The organism is Nocardioides scoriae (genome assembly GCF_900104965.1).
Classification (GTDB): domain Bacteria; phylum Actinomycetota; class Actinomycetes; order Propionibacteriales; family Nocardioidaceae; genus Marmoricola; species Marmoricola scoriae.
On sequence record NZ_LT629757.1, the window covers coordinates 1,441,115 to 1,464,862 of the forward strand.

Sequence of the window (23,748 nt, forward strand, 5' to 3'; positions counted from 1 at the left end):
TGGCCCGCAGCGGGTGCGTCAGCGCGTGGTGGCGTCGTCCTGCTGGCCGGCACCGGCGCCGTCGACCTTGGACTGGAGGCGGTCGATGTGCTCGGAGGCCTGCGCCTTGGTCAGGTCGGCGGGCAGCTCCTCGCCCGCCTGGCGGGCCAGGTTGTCGAGGTAGCTGCGCTGGGGACCGGTCATCGGCTCGTCGCCGGTGACCCACTCCTCGGGGTCGCGCTGGGCGCCGGTCTCGGGGGTGGCGCTGCCCAGGGTCTCGCCGCTGGGCTGGTCGTGGGTGGGGGTCTGTTCGCTCATGTGTTCGACAGTACCCACCGCCACCGACACGACACGGCCGGGATCAGCCCGCGCCGGGACCCTCCTGCTCGCGCCTGCGCTGCTCCTCGCGGTGGCGCCGGCGCTGCTCCTCGGCCCGCTCGCGCACCCCGCGCAGGAACTCCTCGTCGGCGCGCGCGTCGGTCGCCGCCATCCGGCCGGGGCGGTCGTACTCCGGGAACTCCGGCACCGCACGCTCGTGCGGCGAGCGGCCGCGCCCGGCGCCGGTCGGACGACCGGCGACCAGCCACGCCACCGACCCGGCGAAGGGGAACAGCAGCACGATCAGCAGCCACCACAGCTTGGGCAGGTGCCGGATGCCGCCCTCGTCGCTGCCGATGACGTCGATCAGCGAGTAGATCCACAGCGCCAGGACCGCCAGACCGAGGAAGAGCTCCACGCGCACCATGGGCAGCAGTGTGGGGCAGCCGACCCGCCCCTGTCCGGCGGTCCGCGACTTCGGTCCGCCTGGCAGGATCGCCGCGTGAGCACCACTCCCCGCCCCGGCGAGCGGGTGGCGCTGCTCGTCCCCGGCAGCCCGGCGTACGTCGACCTGGTGATCGCTCTGCTGCGCCGCGGCGTCTTCCCGGTGCCGATGGACCTCGGCCTGACCCCCACCGAGCGCGAGCCGCTGCTGGCCGAGCTGGAGCCCGCCCTGGTCGTGACCACGACCGAGCAGCTCGAGGACCTGCGGATCGCGCTCGACGCGGACCCGGTCGACGGACCGCCGCTGGGCAGGCCGGTCCACCTCACGAGCGGCACGACCGGCCGGCCGAAGGGCGTGTTCTCGGGCCTGCTCGAGCCCGGTGCCGCGGCGGCGCTGGTGGCCGAGGAGCGCGAGCTGTGGGGCTTTCGCGAGGACGACGTCAACCTGGTGCTCAGCCCGATCCACCACTCCGCGCCGCTGCGCTTCGCCGTCGGCACCCGCCTGGCCGGCGGCCGGGTCGTGGTGCCCGGCCCTTTCGACCCGGCGCGGGTGACCGCGGCGATCGAGGCCGAGCGTCCGACCACGATGTTCTGCGTGCCGGCCCACCTGCAGCGCCTGTTCGCCCACTGGGAGCAGCACCGTCGCCCCGACCTGTCGGGCTTCCGCCTCGTGGCCCACGCCGGCGCTCCCTGCCCGGACCACGTCAAGCGGGAGCTGGTGGCGGCGTTCCCGGCCGGCTCGACGTGGGAGTTCTACGGCTCGACCGAGGGGCAGTTCACCGCGTGCCGCAGCGAGGAGTGGCTCGAGCGGCCCGGGACGCTCGGGCGGGCCCGCCCCGGGCGGACCATGACCGTCGACCCCGACGGTCGGCTGTGGTGCGTCGTGCCCGAGCACGCGCGCTTCTCCTACTGGCGGGCTCCGGGGAAGACCGCGGCGGCGTGGCGCGAGACCCCCCTGGGCCCCGCGTTCACCGTCGGCGACCTGGGGCGCATCGATGACGACGGGCACGTCTTCCTCGACGGTCGCCGCGACGACCTGGTGATCAGCGGCGGCGTCAACGTCTACCCCGCGGAGGTCGAGCGCGTGCTCGCCGAGGTCGAGGGCGTCACGGACGTGGCGGTCTTCGGGCTGCCCGACGAGCGCTGGGGTGCGCGGGTCTGCGCGGCCGTCGTCGGCCCGGCCACCGAGGCCGCGCTGCGCGAGCACGCCCGGACGCACCTGGCGCCCGCCAAGCGGCCCAAGGACTACCTGCGGCTCGACGCCCTCCCCCGCACGGCTACCGGCAAGGTGCGGCGCCTCGACCTGCCCGACCTGGCTGCCGGGCGCGGCTGATGGGGTTCACCCGCGCCGAGCTGGAGTCCTACGTCGGGGCGCTGGTCCCCGACCTGCTCCCTCCCGACGGCCGACCGCTGCGCCTGCTCCTCGTCGGCATCAACCCGGGGTTGTGGACCGCGGCGACGCAGACCCACTTCGCCCACCCCGGCAACCGGTTCTACCCCGCGCTGCTGCGCGCCGGCATCCTCCACGAGCCGGTCGACCCCAGCCGCGGCATGACCGACGACGACCGGCGTCGCTTCACCGACCGGGGTCTCGGGATCACCAACCTCGCCCCGCGGGCCACCGCCCGCGCCTCCGAGCTCAGCACCGAGGAGCTGCAGGCGGGCGGCGAGCAGCTGCGGGCCCTGGTGCGCCTGCGCCGACCCGCGGTGGTCGCGGTCGCGGGCGTCACGGCGTACCGCCAGGCCTTCGGGCTGCGCCGCGCCAGCGCGGGTCGCCAGCCGGAGCGCTTCGAGGACTGCGAGCTGTGGGTGGTGCCCAACCCGAGCGGGCTCAACGCCCACGAGACGGTCGTCAGCCTCGCCGCGGCGTACGCCGAGGTCGGGCGCGCCGCCGGCCTGCTCCCCTGAGGCTCAGCCGACGACGAAGCGGGCGTCGGCGAGCGCGGCCTGGGCGGACCCCGCCTCCAGCGACACCTCGGCGCGCACGGTCGCGCGCTCGGGGGGCAGCAGCACGACGTGCTCGCCCCGCACCGTGACCTCGACGGCGCTCACGACGCGGCCGCCTCGTCGTCGCGCCGGCGGAAGGCGCGGCGGTAGGTCTGCGGGCTGATCCCCCGGGCCCGCTGGAACTGGTGGCGCAGGGTCGCGGCGCCGTTCATCCCGACGCGCTGGGCGACCTGCTCCACCGAGAGGTCGCTGGTCTCGAGCAGCCGCTCGGCCTCGGCCAGGCGCTGGGCCGTCACCCAGGCGTGCGGGGTGGTGCCGGTCTCCTCGCGGAAGCGGCGGGCGAACGTGCGCGGGGACAGCAGCGCCTGCCGCGACAGCGCCTCGACGCCCAGGTCCTCCTCGAGGTGGCCCAGCGCCCAGGTCAGCAGCGGGGCCAGCGTCTCGGCGTCGCAGTCGACGACCGGACGCGCCACGAACTGGGCCTGGCCGCCCTCGCGCTGCGGCGGCACCACCATCCGGCGCGCCACCGCGGAGGCGACCGCCGACCCGTGCTCCTGGCGCCACACGTGCAGGCTCGCGTCCAGCCCGGCGGCGGTGCCGGCGCTGGTCACCACCCGGTCGTCGTCGACGTAGAGCACCTCGGGCACCACCACGGCCAGCGGGAAGCGCTCGGCCAGCTCCTGGGTGTGGCGCCAGTGCGTGGTGCAGCGACGGCCGTCGAGCAGGCCCGCGTCGCCGAGCACGAAGGCCCCCGAGCAGACCGAGAGCAGCTGCGCCCCGCGGTCGTGCGCCGCCCGCAGCGCCTCCACCACCGGCGGCGAGGCCCGCAGGTGGCCGTCGAAGGCCGGCACCCCGACCAGGTCGGCCTCGGCGAGCCGGGCCAGGTCGTGGTCGGGCGTGACGGTGAACCCGCCCGAGGTGCGCACGGTGGCCCGCCCGGGCCCGCACACGGCGAAGTCGAGGAGCGGCACCCCGTCGTCGCTGCGGTCCACGCCGAAGGCCTCGCAGAGCAGACCGAGCTCGAAGGGGGCGACGCCCTCGTCCACGACGACGGCCACGTTGGTCAGCACGCCGTCAGCATGCCATGCCACCGGCAGGAAATCGACGGAGCATGACTCTTCTGCCACTGGTGGCTGGATCCGAGCGAGCGCAGGATTGCTGCCATGACCGCACTCCTCCTGCTCCTGGCCCTGTTCCTGCTGACGACGTACGCCGTGGCGCACGCCTGGCGCCACGACCCGCGGCGCCCCGACCTCGCCCCGCCCCGCAGCCACGCGCACGACGGGCCGCCGCCCGCGTGGTACGCCAGCCTCTAGCCCGCGGGACGGACGGGGCCGACCACGAGACCGGCGACGCACAGCGTCGGCTCCCCGGGAGGCACCCGCAGCACCGCCTCGGTGACCGGGCCCGTGAACGCCACCTGGACGGCCCCGAGCCCGCGCGGCACCTCGAGCTCGAGGTCCTGGCCGTCGAGCTCCACCACCAGGCGACCGGACGACCCGGCCACCGTGTCGACCTGCACCGCCCAGTCGTAGTCGAACAGCTCCCCGGTGAGCGGGACCCGGCTGGGCGTCGCGGGTCCGACCGCGTAGCCGCAGCCGGCCACCGGTCCGGGCTCGGCCCTCACGGCCGGGTCCACCCGGGCCGTCCGCACCCGCCCGTCCGGTGCCACGACGTGCAGCGGGCTCCCCGTGCCGGCGAAGTCGAGCCGGTCGCCCAGCGGCGCCAGCATCGCCGAGACCCGCGCGCTGCGCGCCCAGAACGCGGCGGACAGCACGTCGTCGGGGGCGTAGGCGTCCACCAGGTCCACCTCGCCCTCGGGGAGGGTGGTCCGCACGTGCGCGAGCCAGGCCTTGCCGGGGTGGGTGCCGATGCGCACCAGGGCGCTCACGTTGCCCACGACCAGGGAGAGCACGAGCACCCCGACCGCCACGACGCGGAGCCGGCCCGAGCCCGACCAGGCCGGCCAGGGCCGGCGCCAGGCGCCCGCCGGGTCCTCGGCCACCGTCGGCGTGCTCAGCATCGCCAGCGCCAGGACCGCCACCGTCAGCACGTCGGCGTGGTACCTCTCGTCGTTGATCGCCTCGGGCCCGAGCATGTCGAAGCGGTTGCTGAACAGCACCAGCGACCACGACACGGCGGCGTGCACGACCACCATGGCGAGCGGCTGCCAGGCGCGCCGCCGCCGTGCGGCCAGCACCGCCACCGTCCCCGCGACCAGCACCGCACACACCAGCAGGACCGCCAGGGGCGGGCGAGCCCCCTTGTCGCCCTCGACCGGCATGGTCCCCCAGGGGCCTCCGAGCAGGCCCGGCAGCAGCAGGTCGCCAGCGGCGCGAGCGAAGACCGTGACGGCGTCGCCCACGCTGCGGTCGGCTGCGAGCGAGGCCCGCATGTCGCGCTGGCCGGGGTCGACGGCCGTGAGCCACAGGTAGAGCGCCAGGTAGGCGGCCGTGACCCCACCCAGGACGGCGACGACGCCGAGGTGGCGTCGCACGGTGACCCGGAACCGGTCGCCGGAGGTGAACACCAGCACGGCCGTGACCGGCACCAGCAGCAGCAGCGCCTTCTGCCAGAACAGCAGGCCGAGCACGAAGGAGAGGACCAGCCCCAGGTGGTCCGCCCGTTCCCCGCGACGCGCCACGCGGGCCGCGAAGAGCACCACCAGCGCGGTGCACAGCTGGAGCGGCAGCACCTGGAGCGCGGAGGCGAACCACATGGTCGGGCGCAGCAGCAGCGGCGAGAGGGTCATCAGCGCGACCAGGGCCGGCACGCGCAGCCGCGGACCGACGAGCTCGGCGAGCGCCCGGCACCACAGCGCGGCGCTGCCCGCGGCGGTGAGGGCGACCAGCGCCACCGCCGGCAGAAAGGCCAGCGGAGCCAGGCGGGTGAGCAGCCACACCACCAGGAACTCGCCCGGCATCAGGTGCCCGTTGTAGTTCTGGACGAGGTAGGGGCCCAGGCCGGTGGAGCCGGCCCGCTCGAGGTAGATCCAGTCGTCGTCGACCCAGGTCCACCGGGACACCGACCACAGGCGCACCGCGACCACCGCGACGAGCAGCGCTGCGACCGCGAGGGCGTACGGCGTCCGGTCCAGCCGGTCCAGGCGCGCCAGAAGTCCCCGGGCACCGGGCGCGAGCGGGGCGCGCGGGCGCAGCTGCACGTGGCTCACCGGGCCCCCTCCCCTGCTGCGGTCCAGGCAGACCCTAGGGGCTGCGGGTCGAGCACGGGGCGGAAGGTCCCCCGGACGCGCCGGAGCCCGGCCCCACGAGGGGACCGGGCTCCGGACAGGTGGTGCGTGCGGGTCAGGCGCCCCCGCCGGTCAGCTTCTCGCGCAGCGCCTGCAGCGCCTCGTCCGAGGCGAGCGAGCCGCCCTCGGCCTGGCTGGCGCCGGTGTCGTCGCCACCCGAGCTGTAGGACGTGGCCTCGCCGGCCTCGGCCTCGGCCACCTTGGCGTCGGCCTGCTGCTTGACGTGCTGCTCCCAGCGGGCGTGGGCCTGGGCGTACTGGTCCTCCCAGGTCTTGCGCTGGTCCTCGTAGCCCTCGAGCCACTCGCCCGTGTCGGGGTCGAAGCCCTCGGGGTAGATGTAGTTGCCCTGGTCGTCGTAGGTCGCGGCCATGCCGTAGAGCGTGGGGTCGAACTCCTCGACCTCGGTGGCAGCGGCGGTCTCGTTGGCCTGCTTGAGGGACAGCGAGATCCGGCGACGCTCGAGGTCGATGTCGATGATCTTGACCATGACGTCGTCGTTGACCTGGACGACCTGCTCGGGGATCTCCACGTGGCGCTCGGCCAGCTCGGAGATGTGCACCAGGCCCTCGATGCCCTCCTCGACACGGACGAACGAACCGAAGGGCACCAGCTTGGTGACCTTGCCCGGGACGATCTGGCCGATCTGGTGGGTGCGGGCGAAGTGCTGCCACGGGTCCTCCTGCGTCGCCTTCAGCGACAGGGAGACACGCTCGCGGTCCATGTCCACGTCGAGGACCTCGACGGTGACCTCGTCACCGACGGTGACGACCTCGGACGGGTGGTCGATGTGCTTCCAGGACAGCTCCGAGACGTGCACGAGGCCGTCGACGCCACCGAGGTCCACGAAGGCACCGAAGTTGACGATCGAGGACACGACGCCCTTGCGGATCTGGCCCTTCTGCAGCTGGGTGAGGAACCCGTGACGCACCTCGGACTGGGTCTGCTCGAGCCACGCACGACGGCTCAGGACCACGTTGTTGCGGTTCTTGTCGAGCTCGATGATCTTCGCCTCGAGCGTCTGGCCGACGTAGGGCTGCAGGTCGCGCACGCGGCGCATCTCGACCAGCGACGCGGGCAGGAAGCCGCGCAGGCCGATGTCGAGGATCAGGCCGCCCTTGACGACCTCGATGACGGTGCCCTCGACGACGCCGTCCTCCTCCTTGACCTGCTCGATCGTGCCCCAGGCGCGCTCGTACTGGGCGCGCTTCTTGGACAGGATCAGCCGACCCTCCTTGTCCTCCTTCTGGAGGACCAGGGCCTCGACCCGGTCGCCGACCTCGACGACCTCGTTGGGGTCGACGTCGTGCTTGATCGAGAGCTCGCGCGAGGGGATGACACCCTCGGTCTTGTAGCCGATGTCCAGCAGGACCTCGTCGCGGTCGACCTTGACGATGGTGCCTTCGACGATGTCGCCGTCGTTGAAGTACTTGATCGTCGCGTCGATGGCGGCGAGGAAGTCCTCCTCCGAACCGATGTCGTTGACGGCGACCTGCGGAGCGTCGGAGAGGGTGGGGGTGATGGTCATAGGGAGAGGGAAACCTTCGGGTGGATAGAAGTCGTGCGGGCACGCGCAGAAGCTGGTTTCACCATCTGGAGTCGAGATCGGCGGCCGCGGGGACCATCGCTGGACTGACAGCGAGCGTGAGCCTGCTCTGTCTGAGACCGACGCAGACTTCTGGCGCAGTGTCCGAGTCTACGCGCGCGGCGGCACGAGCGTCCAACCGGGCCCGGGCGTGAGCCCCGCCCGGATCAGGCGGGGACGACGAGCACCGGCGCGGGGTCCACGGTGAGGCCGACGTGGTCGCCCACCCGCAGGCCACGGGCCTGGGTGCTGCCGAGCTGGGCCCCCACCTCGGAGCCGTCGGGCAGCGTCATCCGCACCCGCGACACCGGGCCGAGGAAGGCGATGGAGCCGACGACCGCGTCCTGGCCGTCCGAGCGCAGCGAGACCGACTCCGGGCGCAGCATCGCGCGGCCCGGGCCCGAGGTCGGCGAGCCCGCCAGCACCTCGACCTCGCTCCCCCACAGCTGCACCCGGCCGTCGACGACCTCGACCGGCACCTTGTGGTGCAGGCCGACGAACTCGGCGACGAACGGCGTGGCCGGCCGGGCGTAGACCTCGGTCGGCGTGGCCAGCTGCTCCAGCCGGCCCTGGCTCATCACCCCGACCCGGTCGGCGACGGCCAGCGCCTCCTCCTGGTCGTGGGTGACGAAGAGCGTGGTGGTGCCGACCTCGAGCTGCACCCGGCGGATCTCCTCGCGCAGCTGCACCCGCACCTTGGCGTCCAGCGCCGAGAGCGGCTCGTCGAGCAGCAGCACCCGCGGCTCGATGGCCAGGGCGCGGGCCAGGGCCACCCGCTGCTGCTGGCCGCCGGAGAGCTGGTCGGCGTACTTGTCCGCGTGGGCGGAGAGCCCGACCAGCTCGAGCATCTCCATCGCCCGCGCCCGCCGGGCGCGGGTGTCGGTGCCGCGCAGCTTGAGCCCGAAGGCGACGTTGTCGGTCACCGTGAGGTGCGGGAACAGCGAGTACGCCTGGAAGACCATGCCCATGTCGCGCTTGTTGGCCGGCACGCGGGTCAGGTCCTGGCCGCCGACGGTGACGGTGCCCGAGGTGGCCTCGTCGAGGCCGGCCAGGATCCGCAGCGCCGTGGTCTTGCCGCAGCCCGAGGGGCCGAGCAGGGCGACCAGCTCGCCGGGCTCGAGGTGCAGCGTCAGGCCGTCGAGCGCGCGGACCGAGCCGTAGACCCGGGTCAGCTCGGTGAGCTCGACGGCGACGCCGTCGCGTCCGGCGGGGGCGGGGCTGGCGCTCACGGGTGGGCTCCTGTCGTGGTGGGGGTGGTCGGCGCCGGGCTGGCCACGGCAGCCGTGACCGCCGCCGCGGTCTCGTGGCCGCTGCGGCGCCGGCTGCGGGTGAGCAGCGCCAGCAGCGAGAGCAGCACGAAGCCGAGGAGCAGCACCGCCAGCGACGCGGCCACCGAGGTGGCGCCGTCGGTCTTGCCGATCTGGACGATGGTGACCTGCAGGTTGGTGTAGCCGCTGAGCGAGGCGATGGTGTACTCCCCGATCACGATGGCCACCGAGACGAAGGCCGCCGAGAGGATGCCCGACCAGATGTTGGGCACCACCACGCGGGCGATCACCGTGGTCCAGCCGGCGCCCAGGGAGCGGGCGGCCTCGGCGAGGGTGGTGAGCGGGATCGCCGAGAGCGCGGCGTCGATGGCCCGGTAGGAGTAGGGCAGCACCAGCACGGCGTACACGAAGGTGAGGGTGAGCGCGGACTCGCCGAAGAAGTAGGTCACCCACAGGTAGACGTCGCGCAGCCCGACCACGATCACCAGGGCCGGGATCGTCAGCGGGAGCAGGCACAGGAACTCGATGGTGCCCCGGGCCCACGGGGCGCGCAGCCGCGTCCAGATCATCGTGGGCACCAGCACCAGCAGCATCAGCCCCACGGTGAGCGCGGCGAGCGAGAGCGAGACCACGATCGAGGAGAACAGCGTCTGGTCGGCGATCAGGTTGCGCCACGCGTCCAGCGTGCGGCCGTCGCCCCCGGGCTCGCGGGTGCTGAAGTCGGCCATGGCATAGAGCGGGAAGAAGAAGAACAGGCAGAACAGCACGAGCAGCACGCCGCGGCCGACGCGGCCGCCGGTCGAGCCGGCACCGACGGCGCTCACCGCAGCCACCGCGACGTACGACGCACCAGGGCGGCGTAGGCGACCATCGCGATCGCGACCACCACGATCATCTCCGTGGCCAGCGCGTAGGCGAACCCGGCCTGGCCCAGCACGACCTCGCTCGTCAGGGCCGCCCGGATGAGCAGCGGCAGGATGCTGCTGCCCTGGCTGATCAGCGCCGCGGCGGTGGCGTACGCCGCGAAGGCGTTGGCGAACAGCAGCAGGAACGAGCCGAGGAAGGCCGGCCGCAGCAGCGGCACCGCGACCTCGCGCAGGTACTGCCAGCGGGTGGCCCCCAGGCTGACCGCGGCCTCGCGCCACTGCTCGCGCAGGCCCTCCAGGGCGGGGAGGAAGACGATCACCATGAGCGGGATCTGGAAGTAGGTGTAGACGAGGACCAGCCCGGGCAGGGAGTAGAGCCAGCCGGAACCCGCGAGGTCCCACCCCAGCAGGTCCTGGGCCCACACGGTCAGCACGCCGTTGAGGCCCAGCACCGCCAGGAACGCGAACGCCAGCGCCACGCCCCCGAACTGCGCGAGCACGCTGCAGACCGAGACCACCATCCGGCGCAGCAGCGAGGTCGGCGGGCTGGCGGTGACCAGCCAGCACAGCACCGCCCCCAGCACGGCGCCGATCAGCGCCGTGCTGCCCGAGAGCACCAGCGAGCGCCACAGCGCCGCCACGGCCGTGTCGCTGCCCAGCGCGCGCAGCCGCTCGGTGGTGAGGACGCCGCCCTCGTAGAAGGAGTGGGTCACCACCGTCACCGTCGGCACGACCAGGAACACCAGCAGGAACAGCGCGAACGGCACCAGCGGCAGGCCCTCGCGGAGCCTGCGGCTGGTGCTGCTCGTCGTCATCGGGGTCTCTCGGTGGGTCGCGTCGAGGTGGTCAGGTCAGCCGATGGCCTTGGCCCAGTTGGCCTGGAGGTACTTGGTCGCCGTGGCGGCCTGGTCCTCGCTGACGATCACCGGGTCGCCCGAGACCTCGGGCAGCGCGTCGTAGGCCTTCTGGTCGATGGAGCCGGCCTCGACCATGGCGTCGGCGCGCACGGGCCGGGCACCCCCGGCGAGCCACAGGTTCTGGCCCTCGTCGCTGTAGAGGAACTCCTGCCACAACCGGGCGGCCGCCGGGTGCGGGGCGTCCTTGTTGATGGCCTGGAAGTAGTAGCCGGCGACGGCGGCGTTCTCCGGCACCACGACCTTCCAGGACGGCAGCTTCGCCGTCTCGGCGGCGTTGAGGTAGTCCCAGTCGATGACGACCGGGGTCTGCCCCGACTCGATGGTCGCGGGGGTGGGGTCGACGGGCAGGAAGTTGCCGGCGTCCTTGAGCTTGGCGAAGAAGTCGACGCCCGGGGCCACGTCGTCGGCCGAGCCGCCCTGGGACAGCGCCGCCATCACGACGCCCGAGAACGCGGCGCCGGCCTGGGTCGGGTCGCCGTTGAGGGCCACCTTGCCCTTGAGCTCGGGCTGGAGGAGGTCGTCGACGCTGGTGATCGGCGAGACCTTGCTCGAGTCGTAGCCGATCGACATGTAGCCGCCGTAGTCGTTGACCCAGGCGCCGTCGGGGTCCTTGAACTCGTCGGGGATCTGGTCGAAGTCGGTGACCTGGTACGGCGCGAACATGGCGGTGTTGGCCAGCGCGACCGACTGCCCGAGGTCGAAGACGTCGGGGGCCGAGCTCTTGCCCTTCTGCTGGTTGGCGGCGTTGATCTCGTCCTGGCTGGCCGCGTCGGGCTGGGCGGAGTTGACCTTGATGCCGTACTTGTCGGAGAAGGCCGAGATGATGTTGCCGTAGTTGGCCCAGTCGGGCGGCAGGGCGATGGTGTTGAGCTCGCCCTCCTTCTTCGCGGCGGCGACGAGCTTGTCCATGCCGCCGAAGTCCTGCGCGGAGGTGGCCTCGTCGACCTTGACCCCCGAGTCGGTCTCGGCGGACGTGCTGTCGGACTGGGGCGGGGCGCAGGCGGCGAGCGGGACCAGGGCCATCGCGGCGGCGGCGAGGAGGAGCGGGGTCCGACGAGCGGACGAGGATCGAGTGAACATGTGCCAACCTTCGGGAGAGGAGACGACGCGGGTGCAACCTGCCGGTGACGGCGGGACGAACGCCTCCGGGCAACGTAGCCCCACCCGCGCCGCGTGGGGCTCAGGTGGGCACGTGCCGCCGACGTGTCGTCAGCAGGCGTGGACGTCACCGGTGCGCGCCACCGCGAGCAGCCGGTCGCGGGCGCGCAGCACCGGCGCGCTCGCCCCGTCGCGCACCGCCAGGTCGACCAGGGCGGCGAGGTCGACCGAGCGGGCGCGGTCGAGGACGTCGTCGGGCACGTCCGGCACCCACGAGGCGTACGCCGCCAGCACCGCGCCGACGAACGCCGGCCGCCGCTCGTCGCGCAGCAGCGTGCCCAGGTCGGACCACGGGCTCCCGGCGTGGGCGAACTCCCAGTCCACGACCGCGGTCACCTCCCCGCTCGCCGGGTCGACCAGGACGTTGCCCGGCCCGAGGTCGGCGTGGACGAGCACCGTGCGGCGGTCCGCGTCGAGCAGGTCCTGCGCCACCCCGACCACGGGCTCCAGCGCAGCCACCGCCTCGGCGCCCAGGACCCGGTCGAGCGCGTCCAGGTGGGCGTCGAGGAAGGTCACCAGGTCGGGCAGCGGGGCGACGGGCACCAGCGACCGGTCGCCGAAGAACCCCGCCCGCGGCTGCACCACGTGGCCCAGCCGGGCCAGCACGATCCCGAGCGCGTGACCGGTGGCGGCCAGGCCCGCGTCGTCGAGACCGGGCAGCACCAGGTCGAGCCGCTCCCCCGGCTCGAGGGAGGTGACCAGCAGGCCCGGGACGTCGGTGTCCGGGTCGCCGCGGCGCACCTCGAGCACGGTCGGCACCGGCAGCAGGCCGCGGACCAGCTCGAGGACGGCGGCGTCGACCTCCGGCGCGAGCGGGCCCCGGGCGCGCGAGCGGGCGGCGTACACCCGGACGACGAGCTGCTCGTCGCCCGCGCCGGCCAGGAAGGTCTCACCGCTGTGGCCCCCGGCCAGCGGGCGCAGCGAGGTCGCGAAGGCGTCCATGGCCCGACCCTCCCACGCCGGGGACGGGACCCCGGCCCCGCCGCGGCGGGGCTAGGGTCGGCCCGTGTCCGGAGTCCGCCCAGAGCGCCGTCCCGTCGACGAGCAGGAGTCGCTCCGCGCGAACCGCGCCGACTGGGACGCCTACGCCGACGAGTACCAGTCCACCCACGGCGAGTTCCTCGGCGACAGCGGGTTCCTGTGGGGACCCGAGGGGATGCGCGAGGACCACGTGCACGCCCTGGGCGACGTCGCCGGCAGGGACGTCCTGGAGATCGGCAGCGGCGCCGGGCAGTGCTCGCGCTGGGTGCTCGAGCACGGCGGGCGGCCCGTCGGGATCGACGTGTCGATGCGCCAGCTGCAGCACAGCCGCCGCATCGACGAGGAGCACGGCGTCGTGGTGCCGACGGTGTGCGCGTCGGCCGCGGGGCTGCCCTTCCGCGACGCCAGCTTCGACGCCGTCTTCTCGGCCTTCGGCGCGCTGCAGTTCGTGGCCGACGCCAAGGCGCTGGTGGTCGACGCCGCCCGGGTGCTGCGCCCGGGAGGTGTCTTCGCGTTCTCGGTGACCCACCCGACGCGCTGGATGTTCCCCGACGACCCCGGCGAGGAGGGGCTGGTCGCCTCGCAGTCCTACTGGGACCGCACGCCGTACGTCGAGGTGGACGACGAGACCGGCGAGACGAGGTACGTCGAGCACCACCGCACGATCGGCGACTGGGTCGCGGCGCTCGCGCAGGCCGGCTTCGTCATCACCGGGCTGCTCGAGCCGGAGTGGCCCCCGGACCACGAGCGCACCTGGGGTGGCTGGAGCCGCGTCCGGGGCGTGCTGACCCCCGGGACCGCGCTCTACGTGGCGCGGCTCGGGGTCGGCTCGTCGACCTGAGCGCTGGTGGTGGCGGCCGACCCGTCACCGGGGCGACGGGCGCTGCGCAGGGCCAGCACGGCGCCGAGCAGGAGCAGCAGGCCCAGGACGATGCCGACGACGGGGACCCAGAAGGTGATCAGCTTGAGGCTGCTGACGTTGGCCTCGGTGTCCTTGACGTTGGTCGCGACCTGCTCGTCGGTGAACGACAGCTGCAGGTCCAGGACCTTGGTGCCGTCCTCGAGGTAGCGCTGCTGGTCGTCGACCTGGTTGATGATCGCGCCCGTGGCCGGGTCGATCCAGATCTCCTTGAGGTCGTCGTAGGTCCCCGGGATGCCCTCGCCGATCTCGATCGGCGCCTTCTGGATGTCGACCTGGTAGACGTTGACGTCCAGCCCGCGCACGGTCTCGGTGCGGTCGAACTTCGCCGGCACGGCCTTCGCGGTGGTGCCGTCCCAGTAGGGGTAGGTCTTCTCCTCCGCGCCGAAGGGCCACTTGTTGGTGAGGCCCTCGTGGGGCACGGCGTCCGACGGCAGCTGGTCGGAGTCGACGGCCAGGGCGGTGCTGCGGCTGGCGGCCCACACGTCGGTGCTGGCGGTGATCAGGCGCGGGTCCTCGCCGTCCACGCAGTCGCCCGGGTCGTCGGTGTCGATGACCAGGCACTGGCTGTTGGTGAACAGCACGGTGGAGTCGGAGGAGCGCTCGCTGTCGGCCTTGGTGATGCTGGTGGCCTTGACCGGGTTGCCCTCGAGCTCCCCGGTGGCGGTGTCGAGCTTCTCGACCTGGCCGGCGAGGCGGGTCGTCGAGTCGACGTCGAGCGGCGTCTTCTTCACGGCTCCGGGCGCCCAGAACGCGGCGATGAGACCCGCCACGAGCAGGAAACCGCCCAGACCGAACAGCACTGGCGCGAGCTTGCGCATCTTTTCTCGTCCCTCCCCAGGAATCCTTGCGGCGGAACCGTAACCCACCCGCAGCATCTCGGTTACCACCCGGTAAACGTGATGGCCGTCACAGACTAGCCGCGTGAGATAGTCCCGGTCGTGTCCCACGCCGCCGCCACGCCCACGTCGAGCTGGCGTGACGCCCACCACCCCGCGGTGGCAGCGGCCGCCGGGCTCGTCCTGCTGCAGCTGCTGCTGCGCGGCACTGGTCTGGTCCAGGGCTGGTTCTACGGCGACGACCTGGAGTTCCTGCGACAGGCCCAGGGCCGTCCGCTGAGCCTGTCCTACCTGCTCGCGCCCCACGACAGCCAGCTGATGCCGGGCGGCATCGCGCTCACGTGGCTGGTCGAGCGGGTCGGCGACTACCCGTGGGCCGCGGCCGCCGTCAGCGTGCTGGTGCTCCAGGCGCTCGCCGGGACGGCCTGCTGGGCGATGCTGTGCGAGCTGTTCGGGGTGCGCTGGTGGTGCCTGGCCCCCCTGGCCCTCTACCTGTTCAGCCCGCTGACCCTCACGGCGTTCTTCTGGTGGGCCGCCGCGCTCAACCAGGTGCCGGTGCAGCTGTGCTTCTTCCTCGTCGTGCTGCTCCACGTGCGCCACCTGCGCTCGGGGCGACGGCGCGACGGCGTGCTGGCGGTGGCCGCGCTGCTCCTCGGCCTGGCCTGCTACGTCAAGGCGGTCCTGGTGGTGCTGCCGCTGCTGGCGCTCAGCGTGCTCTGGTGGGGCCTCGAGGAGCACCCGGGCCGCCGCCCCCTCGCCCGGGCGGTCGCCCACCTGCGCGCGCACCTGGTCCTGTGGGCGGCGTACGCCGTGGCGGTGGGCGGCTACCTCGCCTACTACCTGCTGCGGGTGCCGAACCCGGTCGCCACCGGCGAGGCCACGCCGTACCTCGGCCTGGCCGACACCCTGGTCCGTCGCTCGCTCGGACCCGCCCTGCTCGGCGGCCCCTGGACCTGGGACGACCGCAACCCGCCGCTCGCCGTGTCCGCCGCCCCGGGGTGGGCCGTCGCGCTCAGCTGGCTGGTCCTGCTCGGCGTCCTCGTCGGGCTGTGGCGCACCTTCCGGCCGGGCTGGCGGCCCGCGGCGGTGGTGCTGCCCTACCTCGTCGTGTCGGTCGTGCTCGTCGCCCGTGGCCGCGCGAGCCTGCTGGGCGTCGACTCCGGCCTCGAGCTGCGCTACCTGGCCGACCTCGCGCCGGTGCTCTCCCTGGCGCTGGGCCTGGTCGTCGTCGGCCGCCGGCCCCTGGCGCCCGCCCCGGGTCACGACGGCCCGCACCTGCCCTCGCTCCCGCCCCGCGCGGCCTGGGACCCGCGGACGGCACGGTGGGAGACCCTGGGTGGCGCGGCGCTCGTGCTGGCCCTGGTGGCGGGGACGGCGGTCTCCAGCGTGCGCTACGCCGGCCACTGGACGGCCGACTTCCCGACACGCGCCTACGTGCAGCGCGTGGTGGGCGAGAGCCAGACGCAGCGCCTGGAGCTCCTCGACGAGCCGGTGCCGGGCCGGGTCGTGCCCGGCACCAGCTTCCCCGAGAACCTGCCGAGCCGCGTCTTCGCGCCCCTGGGGCGCGAGCGCGTGGCGGCCAGCGACGCCGGGACCGACCTCGGGATCCTCGACGACGACGGGGCGCCGGCCGTGCCGGAGGTGGCCGGGGCGGTCTCCGAGCCCGGGCCGCTGCGCGACTGCGGGTACGCCGTGCGCACCACGCCGGTGGACCTGCCGATGTCCGGCCAGCCGCAGCGCTTCTTCTGGTGGTTGGAGGTCGCCTACCTCGCCAGTCAGGATGGGGCCATGACGATCACGGTCGGGGACCAGCAGCTGCGCGGCGAGGTCCGTGCCGGGCTCCACCGCTGGTACGTCCGCGGCGAGGGCCCGGTCGACCGGGTGAGCATCCGCACCGACCGGCCCGGCACCGCGCTCTGCCTGGACCGCGTGTCGGTGGGCGACGTGTCGGCGGTGCCCGCGCCGTGAGCGCCACTGCCGGTCCCCGGCCCCCCGGCGCCGCCGAGACCCCGTCCGACCCCGGCCTCGCCGACCTCGACGGCCGCGTCTCCGCCGGCGCGCACTTCCCGGTCCTCGACTCGCTGCGCGCCGTCGGTGCGCTGGCGGTCCTCACGACCCACACCGCCTTCTGGGCCGGCGCCTACACCGGCCACGGCGTCTGGGGCACGCTGCTCTCGCGGCTCGACGTGGGCGTCGCGGTGTTCTTCGTGCTCTCGGGCTTCCTGCTCGCCCGCCCCTGGCTGGCCTCGGCCGCCGACGAGCGACCCGCGCCGGCCGCCGGCCGCTACCTGTGGAAGCGGGCCCTGCGCATCCTCCCGGTGTACGCCGTGACGGTGGTCCTCGCGCTGTCCCTCATCGCCGACAACCGCGACCGCGGCGTCCTGGACTGGATCGCCTCGCTGCTGCTCCTCGACACCTACGTCCACGACCTGCTGCCCGCGGGCCTGACCCAGATGTGGAGCCTGGCCGTCGAGGCGGCGTTCTACCTGGTGCTCCCGGCCCTGATGCTGCTGGCTACCGGTGGTCGTCGCCGGCGGGTCCGGCCCTGGGCGCCGGGCCGGGTGCTGGCCGTGCTGGTGGGCCTGGTGGCGGTCTCGCTGCTGTGGCACCTGGTCGCGACGCCCGCGCTCGAGGGCCGGGTCGCGGGCCAGCCCGGCCAGTGGCTGCCGGCGTACCTCTCGTGGTTCGCGTGCGGCATCCTGGTGGCCCTCCTCGTCGAGCTGCGCCGCCGCGGCCGCTGGGACCGGTGGACCGCTCCCCTGGTCCGGCTCGGGCGCCAGCCCGGCGTCTGCTGGGCGATGGCCGGCGCGCTGCTGCTGGTCAGCGCGACGCCGCTGGCCGGCCCCTCGATGCTCGCCCCGGCCACCGCGGCCGAGGGCACCTTCAAGCACCTGGCGTACGCCGGGGTCGGGCTGCTGCTGGTCCTCACGGGCGTCTTCGCCCCCGAGGGCCGCTTCACCCGGGCGTTCTCCCACCCCGCCGCCCGCCACCTGGGCCTGGTCTCCTACAGCCTGTTCTGCCTCCACCTGCCGGTGCTGCACCTGGTGATGTGGCTGACCGGCTGGGAGCTCTTCGACGGGCACCTGCTGGGCATCTTCGTGCTCACCGTCGTCCTCAGCCTGGTGGCCGCCGAGCTCGCCTACCGCCTGGTCGAGCGCCCGGCGATGCGGCTGCGTTCGGTGGCGCTCCCGACCAGGGCGAGCAGGACCGGCACCAGCACGAGGTAGTGCGGCCACGCCAGGTCGCCGGCCCAGCCCGACGGGCTCCCCCAGGGCCGGGCCAGGTAGGCCAGCGAGGCGACGACCGCGAGCCCCGCGACCGGCACCACCGGCGGGTCCCAGCCGCGGCGGGCGCGCAGCGCGTCGGCCAGCACGCACAGCACGGCCAGCCCGGCCCCCCACCACCCGGCGAGCAGGGTGCCACCGACCACGGCCGCGGCGGCGCCCACCACCCGGGGTGCGCGCACCTCGTGCAGCCCGGGCAGGCGCGCGCCGTCGCCGCGCCGGCGGAGCAGCGCGGCGCCGAGCAGCAGCCCGACGAGCGTCACCAGCCCGGCGCCGACCCCGGCCCGGTAGACCGTGTCGGGGCCGAACCGGGCCCGCAGGTCGTCGGTCGGCTCCTCCAGCAGCCAGCCCTGCTGCCAGCCGTCGACCGTCACCGCGGTCAGCGACCGGCCGTCGGCGGTGGCCGACCAGCCGGCGTTGCGGTTCTGGCGCACCGTCACCAGGCCCGCCGCGGCTGCACCCGTGTGCAGCTCGGTGGGGCCGGGCCGGGTCGCCGTGACGGGGTCGGCCGCGACCGCGGGCAGCGCGACGCCGCCCTCCCGGCGCAGCACCAGGCTGGTCGCCTCGAACCCGCCGCCCGGGCGCAGCACGACCTCGTGCGTGCCGGCGGCGAGGGACAGCGGGCCGGCGTCGTCACCGGTCGGCGTGCCCCCGGCGCGGGCGCCGGCCGTGCAGAGCGTGGCGGGCAGGCTGCGGCCGGCGTAGAGGTCGGCGTCCGAGGCGCGCACCGACGTCGGCACCGCCGTGCCGTCGACCTCGACCATCGGGCCGCTGCCGCAGCCGCGCTCGACCACGCGCGCGGAGGGCGTCAGGGGCAGCCCGGCGGCTCCGCGCAGCCGCAGCTCCCCCACCCCGGCACCGACCTGCCCCGAGGGGGCGCCCGGGTCCAGGTCCTCGGTCGGGGCGGTGGCCGTGACGGCGATCCGGAGCAGGCGGGTGCGCAGCGCCGGGAAGCTCGCCTCGCCGTCGTCGTCGAGCTCCACCACGCGCCGGCCGCCGGACCAGGTGAGCACGACCTCGGTGGGACGCGCGGCCGGCAGGTCGTCGGAGAGCGCCAGCGAGAGCCCGGAGACGCGCTGGGGCTGCAGCCAGCCCACCGTCAGCGTCGGGCGCGGGTCGTCGACGTCGGCGAGCCAGGCCGTCCCGGGGTCTGCGTCGACGGCGGCCAGTCCGCCCGCGCGCGGGTCGTCCACCCCGGTCGAGGACACCGCGACGCTGACCGGCTGCTCGCGGAACAGCAGCTCGTCGAGGGCCGCACCGGGCTGCGGGCGGACGGTGAGCTGCGCGTCGTACGCCGCGGCGGCGGGCAGGGCGAAGCCCCGGGCCGCCCCGGCCTGCTCCTCGGAGCTGCGCACCACCGAGGGACGGCACGGGACCGCGGCGCCCACCTCCGCGCAGCCGTCTCGCGGGTCGAGGTCGGGTCGCAGCACCACGGCGTCGGGGGCACCCCAGGCGCGTGGCAGCGTCGGGAGGTCCAGGCGTCGCACCACGGACAGCCCGTCGGTGCCGACGTCGGCCAGCGCCAGCGGCGGCCCGGAGCCGACCGCCTCGACCTCGAGCCACGACGTCCGCGCACCGTCGAGGTCGACCTCGGCCCGCACCCCCGCGGCCAGGGGCACGGGCGCGGTCGTGCCCGCCTGGGTGCGGACCCGGACGCTCTGGCGCTCGCCCGCCGAGCTCCCGCCGAGCAGGGTCACGGTGCCGAGGGGCCGGGACCGGTCGAAGGTGACCCGCCAGCGGTCGGGGCGGTCCCCGCCCCGGTTGGCGACCCACTCGGTCAGCGCGTCCCCGTCGAGGGCGGCGTACGGCAGCCGGCCGCGGTCGGCGCCGCCGGACGCGATCGCGTCGCTGGCCGAGGACGACGCGGCGACGGCTGCGGCCCCCTGCAGCGACGCGGTGGTCGACCAGGCGTCCTGGCCGGCGTCGAGGTAGTCGCGCGTCGGGTTGCCGGTGCGGCGCACGTCACCGGGGGTCAGGGTCGCGGACGCCCCGTCGTGGATCCGGCCGAAGGACCGCTCCCGCGCCCGCAGCCCGTCGGTGAGCACCACGCCGGTGCCGGCCGGCAGGGACGCCAGGTCGCCGTCGGGCACGTCGGGGGCCAGCACGGTCGCCCCGTCGCCGACCACGCCGGCGTCGACGAGGTCGGCCAGGTCCTCGGGGCCGCCGGCCACCACCGTGGGAGCGGTGGTCGCCGCCGCGTCCCCGCGCGCCGCGTCCAGCGCGAAGACCTCGACCGCGGGTCGCTCGGCCTGCCAGCCGCCGTTGACGACCAGCCGGCGGTCGCCGTCGAAGAGGTGGGCACCGCCGCCGACGCTGGGGCCGAAGGTCGCGACGCGGCTCAGTCCGGGCGTCCGCGCCAGGGCCTGGTGGACCAGCACCGGGTCGGGCACGTCCTCGCGGGGCGCGAGGTCGTTGCGGACCACGAGGTGCTGCACGCCCGCGCGGCGCAGCTGCTCGGCCAGGCCCGCGGAGCCCTCCCCCCGGGCGAACGACTGCTCCACGCGGTCGAGGGCCCGGATGTTGCCGGGCGGGGCGAGCGGGATCGCGTTGCGGACCGCCCACGAGGATCCGGTGAGGTACTGCAGCGGCTCGTCCTTCGGGGAGCCCCAGGCGTAGTCGGCGAAGCCCGACCCCGGTGCCAGCAGCGTGGTGCCGTCGGTGGCGTTGCGGTCCAGCCAGGCGGCCGTCGCGCGCCAGTAGCCGGGCACCTCCAGGACCGCGTTGCCCGGGGCCAGGCGCGTGGCCAGGGCCGGCCCGGCGCAGACGGTCACGGCGAGCAGCGCCAGCCCGAGCGCCACGGTGCGGTCCACGCGCAGGTGGGCGGCGCCCGCCCGCGCCCGGCCGGCGTCCAGCAGCGTCTGGAGCACGAGGCCGAGCCCGACCACTAGCGGCAGCCGGACGACGGGGTCGAACTTGTGGACGTTGCGCAGCGGGGCCAGGGCCCCGTCGAGCAGGCCGCCGAGCCCGTCGGCGAACAGGCCCTGCACGCTGCCCTGGTGGCCCGCGGTCACCATGACGAGGCCCACCAGCAGCGACAGCGACAGGAACAGCCGGTGCGGGTGGCGGCGCACCAGCAGGCCGGCGAGCCCGAGCGCGAGCAGCACGCCGCTGTTGAGGGCCAGGTAGCCCTGCGAGACCAGGTCGTTGCCGGCCCGGGACTCCAGCGACAGGTAGGGCACCCAGTCCGAGGTGCCGCGCATCGCGTCGAGCACGGTGGTCGGGAAGGTCGTCACCGAGCTGGTCTCGATGAAGTCGAGGAAGGGCGGGCTGTAGGCGCCGAGCACGAACAGCGGCACCAGCCACCACAGCGTCCCGAGCAGCGTGAACAGAGGCCACCAGACCAGCAGCTGGCGGCGGCGCGGGCCCCGGCTGCGGGTCAGCACCCACACCGCCCCCAGCGGGAGCACGGCGAAGGTCGCCGCGGCGTTGACGCCGCCGACCATGGCCACGGCCAGCGCCGAGAGCGCCGCGGCCCGGCGGGCCGACCCGGTCCTGGAGCCCAGCACGAGCGGGAGCAGCACCCAGGGCGCGAGCGCGCTGGGCCAGGCCTCGATCGAGATCGGGCCGATCACGGTGAGGATCCGCGGCGAGAGGGCGTACGCCGCCCCGGCGACGAGCGCGGCCAGGTCCGAGCGGACCCCGAGCGCCCGGACCACCTGGACGGCCCCCACGAAGGCCACGCACAGCAGCAGCGCCCACCACCCGCGCTGGACCACCCAGCCGGGCAGCTGCAGCAGGTCGCCGAGCCAGAAGAAGGGACCCATCGGCCACAGGTAGCCGTAGGCCTGGTTCTGCAGCTGGCCGAAGGCACCGGCCGGGTCCCACAGGTGCAGGGCGCGGCGCAGGAAGCGCCCGGGGTCGACGACGAGGTCGAACTTGGTGTCCGCCGCGAGCAGCCCGGGGTCCTGCACGAAGGCCAGTCCCACGAGCAGCAGGCAGGCGGCCGCCACCCGCAGCCGGGTGCGGTGACCGCCCTCCTGCTCGGGTGCGGGGGTCTCCCGCTCGCTCACCGCTTGCGCAGCACGATCACGAGGTTCCACGTCACCACCTCGCGCACGACCGGCACGCGCAGCAGCCACCAGGTCCAGCGCGGGTTGTAGCGCGGGAGCAGGGCGACGACGTCGGCGTCCTGCTGGCGGCGGGCCCACCGCAGGCCGTCGCGGACCGTGACGGCGAACAGCGACTCGCCGAAGCGGTTCTTGGGCTCGTGCCCGTGGGTGCGGCGGTAGCGCGCCCGTGCCCGGCGGCCGCCGAGGAAGTGCCACGGAGCGGTCTCGTGGCCGCCGTGCGGCCCGAACCACACCGTCCAGCTGAGGAAGACGGTCCCGCCGGGGCGGGTGACGCGCACCATCTCCTCGGCCATCCGCCACGGGTCGGGCACGTGCTCGAGCACGTTGCTGGAGTAGCAGACGTCGAAGGCGGCGTCGCGGAACGGCAGCTCCATGCCGCTGCCGACGACCGTGCCGGTCGCGATGTCGCCCAGACCGGCGAGCTCGCCGGCGTCGGCGTCCAGCGCCAGGTAGGAGGCGCCCTCGCGCTGGAAGGCGTCGCGGAAGTAGCCCGGGCCGCCGCCGACGTCGAGCATCAGCGCCCCGCGCAGGTCCACGAAGTGGCGCAGCTGCTCGGCCGAGTCCTCGGCCAGCGCGCCGTAGAAGCGTGCCGGGTCGGTCTGCTCGTGGCGGAACTCGCCGAGCAACCGGACCGCCCGCTGCAGGGTGGCGCGCCACCGGGGGGCGCCGTCTCGGGGGGCGGACACGCGGGCGAGCGTACCCGTGGGCCTAGGGTGCCCCGCATGCCCCGCCCCGACGCCTCGTCCCACCCCGGTCCGCCGCTCGGGAGCGACGCCCTCGACGGCGCCCGGATCGTCTTCCTCAGCTGGCGCGACACCCACAACCCGGAGGGTGGCGGCGCCGAGCGCTACCTCGAGCAGATGGCCGCCGGGCTGGTCGCCCGCGGCGCCCACGTGACCATCTTCTGCGCCGCGCACGCTGCCGCACCGCCCGACGAGACCCGCGACGGCATCCGGTTCGTGCGCCGCGGCTCCAAGCTCTCGGTCTACCCCGCCGGCATGCGCGCGCTGCGGCGCGGCGACCTCGGCGAGCCCGACCTCGTGGTCGACGTCCAGAACGGCCTGCCGTTCTTCTCGCGGCTGGTCACCCGCGCGCCCGTCGTGGTGCTGGTCCACCACGTGCACCGCGAGCAGTGGCCGGTCGTCTACCCCGGCCTGGTGGGCCGCGTCGGCTGGTGGATCGAGCACCGGCTCTCCCCCGTGCTCTACCGGAGCTCGCAGTACGTCGCGGTGTCGCGCGCCACGCGCACGGAGCTGCGTGAGCTCGGGGTGCGGGGGCGCCGCGTGGCCGTGGTGCACAACGGCACCGACCCGGCCGTGCCCACGGGCACCGCCGAGGCCGACCACCCGCTGGTCGCGGTCGTCGGGCGGCTGGTCCCCCACAAGCAGGTCGAGCACGCCATCGACGCCACCGTGGCGCTGCGCGAGGAGTTCCCCGACCTGCGCCTGCACGTCGTCGGCGGCGGCTGGTGGGAGGGCCGCCTGCACGAGCACGCCGAGACCCACGCGGCCGGCTCGGTCGTCTTCGAGGGCCACGTCGACGAGCAGCGCAAGCACGAGGTCTACCAGCAGGCGTGGGTGCTGGCCCTGCCCTCGCTCAAGGAGGGCTGGGGCCTGGTCGTCGGCGAGGCCGGCATGCACGGCACCCCGACGGTGGCCTACGCCAGCGCGGGCGGCACCCGCGAGTCCATCGAGGACGGCGTCTCCGGGCTGCTGGTCGACGACCCCGACGAGCTCACGGCCGCGCTGGGCGCGCTGCTGCGCGACCCGGAGCTGCGCTCACGGCTCTCGGCCGGGGCACGACGGATGAGCCACCTCTTCACCTGGGAGCACGCCCAGGAGTCCTTCGCCGTGGTGCTGCGCGAGGTGCTGGCGGGCCGACGCGTGGAGAGCCAGGACCCCGACGAGTCCTAGCGGGCGGGACGGG

The 23,748-nt window shown here is 74.8% G+C and carries 21 protein-coding genes; 7 read left to right on the forward strand and 14 right to left on the reverse strand.

From position 1 onward, the window contains the following. Positions 1–18: 18 nt before the first annotated feature. Both BLU55_RS06955 and BLU55_RS06960 read right to left on the reverse strand, forming a co-directional pair. A complete protein-coding gene (locus BLU55_RS06955; protein WP_091727671.1) occupies positions 19–297 on the reverse strand; it encodes a DUF3072 domain-containing protein in 279 nt (92 codons plus the stop codon). Between the two features lie 43 nt (positions 298–340). Further along, complete coding sequence (locus tag BLU55_RS06960; protein ID WP_091727672.1) at positions 341–724, reverse strand: PLD nuclease N-terminal domain-containing protein; 384 nt, start codon at positions 722–724, stop codon at positions 341–343. A 75-nt stretch (positions 725–799) separates the two neighbouring features. Here BLU55_RS06960 and BLU55_RS06965 point away from each other — a divergent pair, with 75 nt between their 5' ends. Next, positions 800–2,074 (forward strand): class I adenylate-forming enzyme family protein, encoded by a 1,275-nt coding sequence (locus tag BLU55_RS06965; RefSeq protein ID WP_091727674.1) that lies wholly within the window; start codon positions 800–802, stop codon positions 2,072–2,074. Further along, a complete protein-coding gene (locus BLU55_RS06970; RefSeq protein ID WP_091727675.1) occupies positions 2,074–2,649 on the forward strand; it encodes a mismatch-specific DNA-glycosylase in 576 nt (191 codons plus the stop codon). Before BLU55_RS06965 ends, BLU55_RS06970 begins: the two co-directional genes overlap by 1 nt. A 3-nt stretch (positions 2,650–2,652) precedes the next feature. Here BLU55_RS06970 and BLU55_RS19390 read toward each other — a convergent pair whose 3' ends face one another. Further along, the gene (locus tag BLU55_RS19390; protein WP_157682770.1) at positions 2,653–2,793 is read right to left on the reverse strand and encodes a hypothetical protein; all 141 of its coding nucleotides are present in this window, start codon (positions 2,791–2,793) and stop codon (positions 2,653–2,655) included. Continuing rightward, positions 2,790–3,758 (reverse strand): GlxA family transcriptional regulator, encoded by a 969-nt coding sequence (locus BLU55_RS06975; RefSeq protein WP_091727677.1) that lies wholly within the window; start codon positions 3,756–3,758, stop codon positions 2,790–2,792. The genes BLU55_RS19390 and BLU55_RS06975 overlap by 4 nt, the downstream gene beginning before the upstream one ends. 93 nt (positions 3,759–3,851) lie before the next feature. Between BLU55_RS06975 and BLU55_RS19395 the strand changes: the two genes are divergently transcribed. Next, positions 3,852–4,004, forward strand: coding sequence for a hypothetical protein (locus tag BLU55_RS19395; RefSeq protein ID WP_157682771.1), 153 nt, complete (start codon positions 3,852–3,854; stop codon positions 4,002–4,004). Here BLU55_RS19395 and BLU55_RS06980 read toward each other — a convergent pair. The 7 genes from BLU55_RS06980 to BLU55_RS07010 form a co-directional block, all read right to left on the reverse strand. Then, positions 4,001–5,860 (reverse strand): hypothetical protein, encoded by a 1,860-nt coding sequence (locus BLU55_RS06980; protein WP_091727679.1) that lies wholly within the window; start codon positions 5,858–5,860, stop codon positions 4,001–4,003. The two genes, BLU55_RS19395 and BLU55_RS06980, sit on opposite strands and share 4 nt — an antisense overlap. Before the next feature lie 133 nt (positions 5,861–5,993). Continuing rightward, positions 5,994–7,463, reverse strand: a complete 1,470-nt coding sequence (rpsA, locus tag BLU55_RS06985) for a 30S ribosomal protein S1 (RefSeq protein WP_091727681.1) — start codon at positions 7,461–7,463, stop codon at positions 5,994–5,996. Positions 7,464–7,687: 224 nt separating this feature from the next. After that, positions 7,688–8,749, reverse strand: coding sequence for an ABC transporter ATP-binding protein (locus BLU55_RS06990; RefSeq protein ID WP_091727684.1), 1,062 nt, complete (start codon positions 8,747–8,749; stop codon positions 7,688–7,690). Further along, the gene (locus BLU55_RS06995) at positions 8,746–9,612 is read right to left on the reverse strand and encodes an ABC transporter permease (RefSeq protein WP_231917090.1); all 867 of its coding nucleotides are present in this window, start codon (positions 9,610–9,612) and stop codon (positions 8,746–8,748) included. The genes BLU55_RS06990 and BLU55_RS06995 overlap by 4 nt, the downstream gene beginning before the upstream one ends. Continuing rightward, positions 9,609–10,469, reverse strand: a complete 861-nt coding sequence (locus tag BLU55_RS07000) for an ABC transporter permease (RefSeq protein ID WP_091727686.1) — start codon at positions 10,467–10,469, stop codon at positions 9,609–9,611. The genes BLU55_RS06995 and BLU55_RS07000 overlap by 4 nt, the downstream gene beginning before the upstream one ends. Positions 10,470–10,505: 36 nt before the next feature. Next, on the reverse strand, positions 10,506–11,651 hold the full coding sequence (locus tag BLU55_RS07005) for an ABC transporter substrate-binding protein (RefSeq protein WP_091727689.1): 1,146 nt from the start codon (positions 11,649–11,651) through the stop codon (positions 10,506–10,508). Positions 11,652–11,780: 129 nt separating this feature from the next. Continuing rightward, the gene (locus tag BLU55_RS07010) at positions 11,781–12,671 is read right to left on the reverse strand and encodes a phosphotransferase family protein (protein WP_091727692.1); all 891 of its coding nucleotides are present in this window, start codon (positions 12,669–12,671) and stop codon (positions 11,781–11,783) included. Between the two features lie 64 nt (positions 12,672–12,735). On the opposite strand from BLU55_RS07010, the gene BLU55_RS07015 reads away from it, so the two are divergent. Continuing rightward, positions 12,736–13,551 (forward strand): class I SAM-dependent methyltransferase, encoded by an 816-nt coding sequence (locus BLU55_RS07015; protein WP_091727694.1) that lies wholly within the window; start codon positions 12,736–12,738, stop codon positions 13,549–13,551. Here the strand turns inward: BLU55_RS07015 and BLU55_RS07020 are convergent. Next, positions 13,515–14,450: a DUF3068 domain-containing protein gene (locus BLU55_RS07020; RefSeq protein WP_157682772.1), complete on the reverse strand. Its 936-nt coding sequence runs from the start codon at positions 14,448–14,450 to the stop codon at positions 13,515–13,517. The two genes, BLU55_RS07015 and BLU55_RS07020, sit on opposite strands and share 37 nt — an antisense overlap. A gap of 120 nt (positions 14,451–14,570) precedes the next feature. Between BLU55_RS07020 and BLU55_RS19400 the strand changes: the two genes are divergently transcribed. Further along, entirely contained in the window at positions 14,571–16,436 is a 1,866-nt protein-coding gene (locus tag BLU55_RS19400) for a hypothetical protein (protein WP_157682773.1), read from the forward strand. After that, a complete protein-coding gene (locus BLU55_RS07025; protein WP_157682774.1) occupies positions 16,433–17,695 on the forward strand; it encodes an acyltransferase family protein in 1,263 nt (420 codons plus the stop codon). Before BLU55_RS19400 ends, BLU55_RS07025 begins: the two co-directional genes overlap by 4 nt. On the opposite strand, the gene BLU55_RS07030 is transcribed toward BLU55_RS07025, so the two are convergent. Both BLU55_RS07030 and BLU55_RS07035 read right to left on the reverse strand, forming a co-directional pair. Then, positions 17,608–21,762 (reverse strand): alpha-(1->3)-arabinofuranosyltransferase domain-containing protein, encoded by a 4,155-nt coding sequence (locus BLU55_RS07030; protein ID WP_172833882.1) that lies wholly within the window; start codon positions 21,760–21,762, stop codon positions 17,608–17,610. The genes BLU55_RS07025 and BLU55_RS07030 overlap by 88 nt on opposite strands. Beyond that, positions 21,759–22,508, reverse strand: coding sequence for a class I SAM-dependent methyltransferase (locus BLU55_RS07035; RefSeq protein WP_091727703.1), 750 nt, complete (start codon positions 22,506–22,508; stop codon positions 21,759–21,761). Before BLU55_RS07035 ends, BLU55_RS07030 begins: the two co-directional genes overlap by 4 nt. A gap of 36 nt (positions 22,509–22,544) precedes the next feature. Between BLU55_RS07035 and BLU55_RS07040 the strand changes: the two genes are divergently transcribed. Then, positions 22,545–23,735: a glycosyltransferase family 4 protein gene (locus BLU55_RS07040; protein WP_091727706.1), complete on the forward strand. Its 1,191-nt coding sequence runs from the start codon at positions 22,545–22,547 to the stop codon at positions 23,733–23,735. The last annotated feature ends 13 nt before the right edge of the window (positions 23,736–23,748 follow it).

What these genes read in the sequence shown, in the direction of transcription:
- BLU55_RS07040 (WP_091727706.1), top strand. Translation starts at nt 22,545, where the DNA reads ATGCCCCGCCCCGACGCCTCGTCCCACCCCGGTCCGCCGCTCGGGAGC.
- BLU55_RS06955 (WP_091727671.1), bottom strand. Translation starts at nt 297, where the DNA reads ATGAGCGAACAGACCCCCACCCACGACCAGCCCAGCGGCGAGACCCTG.
- BLU55_RS07005 (WP_091727689.1), bottom strand. Translation starts at nt 11,651, where the DNA reads ATGTTCACTCGATCCTCGTCCGCTCGTCGGACCCCGCTCCTCCTCGCC.
- BLU55_RS07010 (WP_091727692.1), bottom strand. Translation starts at nt 12,671, where the DNA reads ATGGACGCCTTCGCGACCTCGCTGCGCCCGCTGGCCGGGGGCCACAGC.
- BLU55_RS19395 (WP_157682771.1), top strand. Translation starts at nt 3,852, where the DNA reads ATGACCGCACTCCTCCTGCTCCTGGCCCTGTTCCTGCTGACGACGTAC.
- BLU55_RS07020 (WP_157682772.1), bottom strand. Translation starts at nt 14,450, where the DNA reads ATGCGCAAGCTCGCGCCAGTGCTGTTCGGTCTGGGCGGTTTCCTGCTC.
- BLU55_RS06970 (WP_091727675.1), top strand. Translation starts at nt 2,074, where the DNA reads ATGGGGTTCACCCGCGCCGAGCTGGAGTCCTACGTCGGGGCGCTGGTC.
- BLU55_RS06960 (WP_091727672.1), bottom strand. Translation starts at nt 724, where the DNA reads ATGGTGCGCGTGGAGCTCTTCCTCGGTCTGGCGGTCCTGGCGCTGTGG.
- BLU55_RS07000 (WP_091727686.1), bottom strand. Translation starts at nt 10,469, where the DNA reads ATGACGACGAGCAGCACCAGCCGCAGGCTCCGCGAGGGCCTGCCGCTG.
- rpsA (WP_091727681.1), bottom strand. Translation starts at nt 7,463, where the DNA reads ATGACCATCACCCCCACCCTCTCCGACGCTCCGCAGGTCGCCGTCAAC.